This is a genomic window from Actinoplanes sp. ATCC 53533, assembly GCF_003947245.1.
In genome coordinates this window covers 1-4,370 of sequence record NZ_QHHV01000418.1, presented here as the reverse complement: position 1 = coordinate 4,370, position 4,370 = coordinate 1, and the positions used below count along the sequence as shown (strand labels likewise).

Here is a 4,370-nt window from a genome sequence, read left to right as displayed (position 1 = left end):
GATGAAGACGGGCAGCGCGTTGACGAACGCGCAACCGGCGTCGATCGCGGCCTGCGCGTAGAACTTGTCGGCCTCCTCGGAGCCCACCGGCAGGTAGGACACGACGACGTCGACCTCGGCGTCGCGCAGGGCGCGCACGATGTCGACCGGCTCGGCGGACGACTCCTCGACCATTTCGCGGTAGTACGTGCCCAGACCGTCGAAGGTGGGTCCACGCTGGACGGTCACGCCGGTGGGTGCGACGTCGGTCAGCGTGATCGTGTTGTTCTCGCTGGCGACGATCGCCTCGGCCAGGTCCATGCCGACCTTCTTGGCGTCCACGTCGAACGCCGCGACGAACTTCACGTCGGATACGTGGTAATCGCCGAAGGTCACGTGCATGAGACCCGGGACGCGGTCGTTGGGGTCGGCCTCGCGGTAGTACTCCACGCCCTGTACCAGGGACGAGGCGCAGTTACCGACACCGACGATGGCGACGCGGACGGAGCCCATCGCGTTTGCCTCCTTGTTCACGGCCGGTCCTGGTGCGGACTCGGGTCTTCGAGGGATATCTCCCCAGCTGGGGATCGGCCGGAGCGCTCGTTGGTGATGAGCTCTTCCAGCCAGCGGACTTCGCGCTCGCAGGCGTCCAGTCCATGGCGCTGCAGTTCGAGGGTGTAGGCGTCGAGGCGGTCGGACGCGCGGGACAGCACCTCGCGCAGCCCTTCCCGGCGTTCCTCGATCCGGCGACGGCGACCCTCGAGGATCCGCAGCCGCGTCGCGCGGTCGGTCCGGGAGAAGAACGCGAAGTGCACACCGAAGCCGGCGTCGTCGTAGGTCTCCGGGCCCGCCTGGGCGAGCAACGCGGCGAAGCGCTCCTTGCCCTCGGCGGTGATTTTGTAGACGACCCGGCCACGCCTGCTGGTCAGCGGAGGAATGAGCTCGCTGTCCGCGGCCTCGGCCGCACCGATCCAGCCGGCCGTCTGCAACCGCTTCAAGGTCGGGTACAGCGTGCCGTAGCTGATCGCCGCGCGGATCGTGCCGAGCTTCGTGGCGAGTTCCTTACGCAGCTCGTAGCCGTGCATCGGGGATTCCTGGAGCAGCCCGAGGATCGCTAGTTCCAACATGAAGCCCACCCCCTCCGCCGTCTCGCACGATGTATCGGCCCGATACATCGTCACCGTAGATCGGGTTGCGCTCGGCCGCAAGGGTTGTCATGGTTTCGCAGTCGCCACGCCACGCTGAGTGATGGCTGTCGCCGTAGACGTGTGGACCGCGTACTCTCTTCGCCATGCGTTCGCAGCGGCAGGTGGTTGACTACTCGCTTCAGAAGCGAGCGCTGCTGCGTGACGTGCACAACGGCAAGGTGGGGACCCTTGAGGTCTGCGACGCCTCGCCGTACCTGAAAAACGCAGCTAGGTTCCATGGCGAGCCGACCGACGACCGTTGCCCGGTCTGCCGCCGCGACAACCTCACCCTGGTGCATTACATCTACGGTGATGAACTCAAGCAGTCCGCGGGACAGGCTCGTAAGCTGGCGGAACTCCCCGTGCTGGCGATGACGCTGCGTGAGTTCCAAGTCTTCGTGGTCGAGGTGTGCCAATCCTGCGCGTGGAACCATCTGATCGAGCAGTACCTGCTCGGCCGGGACGCGCTGAACGCCGACGAACTGGACCAGGGCGGGGCCGTTGCCTCGTCCGCCTCGGGCCGCCACCGCGAGACAGGGTCGTCGTCACATAGATGGGAGGGCCGGCAGTGAGCGGTCTCAACCTCGCTAACGTGGACACGACCCCGACCGATACGGGCATCCAGCGCCGCAGTCGGTCATTCTTGACATCCGACAGGGCGGCTGCGGACCCGCAGCCCAGAATCGTCCGCCCGTGACAGCGCCTCCGAGGCCCCTCCAGGGCTTCTCTGGTGCGTCACCGCGACCGGTAGGTGTGACCGAATGAACTCGTACGGCGATCAGCAGTCTGCGCGTGCCCGGGCCCGAGTGCCCGGGCCGTCCGCTGCATCCGCGCCTGACGACGACCAGTCCGGCTACGACGAAGCGCCCGGCGCCTACCGGCGTCCCGCCGGCGGCCGCGCGAGCGTCGGCGGCTCCGCGCCGCGTGGCGCCGCCTCGGTCGGCGCGGCTTCCGTCGGTGGCCGGGCGTCGGTGGGCGGTGCAGGTCGTGCCCCGGTCGGGGCCGGCGCGGGTTCCGCCCGCGTCGGCGGCCGCGCTTCCGTGGGTGCTCCCCCGGGAGCGGGGCCTGCCTACGGCGGGGGCGGCGCCGTCGCACGTGCCGCGGTGCGGCCGGTGTCACCGGCCGTCGGCGCACCCGGCGGTCCCGATGGTGCCGGACAGGGCACCCGCGGCAGCGCGGGCAAGATCCTCAACAAGGCCTCCAAGCGCCGCCGGCGGACCAACATCCTGACCGCCGCGGCGGCGGTGCTGGTCATCCTGCTCGGCGCGGGCGTGGTCGGCGGCACGTACTTCTTCGACAGCGTCGACTTCGCCGAGCCGACCGCTGAGAATCAGACCGCCCAGGTGCTGGCGAGCGACAACTCGGTGATCTCCACGCTGGGCACGTTCAACCGCTCGATCATCCCGGAAACCAGCATCAACCCGCTGATCAAGCTCGCGGTGGTGTCGGCCGAGGACAAAGGCTTCTACAAGCACAACGGCATCGACATGAAGGGCATCGCCCGCGCCGCGTGGAACAACTTCAGCGGCGGCGAAACCCAGGGTGCCTCGACGATCACCCAGCAGTACGCGAAGTACGCCACGAAGCGAAAAGAGATCACCTACAACGTCAAGCTTCGCGAGGCGGTCATCGCCCGCAAGATGGAAGACGAATACACCAAGGACCAGATCCTCGGTCGCTACCTCAACTCCGTGTATTTCGGCCGCGGCGCGAACGGCATCGAGGCCGCCGTCAAGGCATACTTCGGCCCGACCCGCTCGGCGCTGACCCCGATCGGCAGCAAGGGCGCGATCACCGCCGCCGAGGCTGCGGTTCTCGCCTCGGTGATCAAGCAGCCGGAGCCGGTCAAGGGTGGCCACCCGGGCTTTGACCCGCAGAACAGCAAGTCCGAAGCCGAGATCCGCTGGCGCTACACGGTCGGGAACATGGCCGAGTTGGCGCTGCCGGCCGGATTGAAGGAAGCCGGGGTGCCCGCGGGCATCCCCGCACCGACCGTGTACCCGACGAAGACCTTGAAACCTTGGGACCCTGACAAGTGTTCCACCACCGCCACCTGCGGTAACAACAAGCCGAGCGCCAAGATCGTCAAGTACGTGAAGCGCGAACTGAAGGACATGGGCATCAGTGAAACCGAGCTGAACCAGGGCGGCCTGCAGATCAAGACCACGATCAACCCGAAGGTCCAGAAACTGGCCGAGGAAGCGGCGAACGGCAAGAACAAAGAGTCGCCGCTGAACGGGATGGACTCCACGTACAAGTCCGCGCTGGTCGCGATCAACCCGAGCAACGGGCGGGTGCTCGCCTACTACGGCGGTCCGGACGCGAAAAGCTGGGACTATGCGGGCCCGAACTACAGCGAAACCGGCACCTTCAGCGGTGGCGGCCGCCCGCCCGGCTCGACGTTCAAGATCTATACCCTGCTCGCCGCGCTGAGCGACGGCTACGGCATGGACACCATCTGGGACTCCACGCTGAAGAAGGTCAACGGCGGCGGCAAGATCAGCAACTCCGGCCGTGAGGGTGGCAGTCTGAAGTGCCCCGACCCGAAGGCGTGCTCGCTTGAAGTGTCCGTGGAGCAGTCCTACAACTTCACGTTCTACTGGCTCGCGGACAAGCTCGGCCCGGAAAAGATCGTCGAGACGGCCCACAAGGCTGGCATCCAGACTATCGGTGACCCGGAGAATACGGACCGCCACAACCTCGAAGACGCGAGCGAGGCGCAGCTCAAGAAGATCGGCTTCGGCCGCGAGGTCGGCTTCGGCCAGTACTCGATCACCGCGCTCGACCACGCCAGCGGTGTGGCCACGATCGCCAACGACGGCGTCTACAACAAGGCCCACTTCGTCCGCGAGGTGCGCCAGCGCGACGCCAAGACGGGCAAGTTCGTCGCGGTCAAGAACACCGGCGAGAAGCTCAAGCCGGTCAAGGCGTTCAGCCCCGACGTCGCCGCCGCGGCCCAGGACGTCATGCAGAAGATTCCCAGAATCAACGGCATCGGGCTCGCTGACGGCCGCAAGGCGATCGGCAAGACCGGCACCTGGGAATTCACCGGCAAGGGCAAGAAGGACGGCCAGAACGGTGACGCCTGGATGGTCGGCGGCACCAAGGAGATCGCGGCCTCCGTCTGGATCGGCCGCGAGAAGGTGAACAAGAAGACCAAGCAAATGGAACTGATGCCGATCTTCAAGGCCAACGGCAGGCCGA

3 protein-coding genes and 1 pseudogene are annotated in these 4,370 nt (G+C 66.8%); 2 read left to right on the top strand and 2 right to left on the bottom strand.

The genetic code is table 11. The annotated features are described in order from the left end of the window. Both DMB66_RS58570 and DMB66_RS58565 read right to left on the bottom strand, forming a co-directional pair. Positions 1 to 492 (bottom strand): annotated as a pseudogene (locus DMB66_RS58570) (inositol-3-phosphate synthase); the annotation flags it as partial. A gap of 17 nt (positions 493 to 509) precedes the next feature. Continuing rightward, positions 510 to 1,106, bottom strand: a complete 597-nt coding sequence (locus DMB66_RS58565) for a PadR family transcriptional regulator (protein WP_125812565.1) — start codon at positions 1,104 to 1,106, stop codon at positions 510 to 512. 164 nt (positions 1,107 to 1,270) lie between these two features. Between DMB66_RS58565 and DMB66_RS58560 the strand changes: the two genes are divergently transcribed. Continuing rightward, entirely contained in the window at positions 1,271 to 1,738 is a 468-nt protein-coding gene (locus tag DMB66_RS58560) for a DUF5318 domain-containing protein (protein WP_125812564.1), read from the top strand. 540 nt (positions 1,739 to 2,278) lie between these two features. Further along, the coding region (locus tag DMB66_RS58555; RefSeq protein WP_158647722.1) for a transglycosylase domain-containing protein at positions 2,279 to 4,370 on the top strand (2,092 nt) is incomplete at its 3' end.

What these genes read in the sequence shown, in the direction of transcription:
- DMB66_RS58565 (WP_125812565.1), bottom strand. Translation starts at nt 1,106, where the DNA reads ATGTTGGAACTAGCGATCCTCGGGCTGCTCCAGGAATCCCCGATGCAC.
- DMB66_RS58560 (WP_125812564.1), top strand. Translation starts at nt 1,271, where the DNA reads ATGCGTTCGCAGCGGCAGGTGGTTGACTACTCGCTTCAGAAGCGAGCG.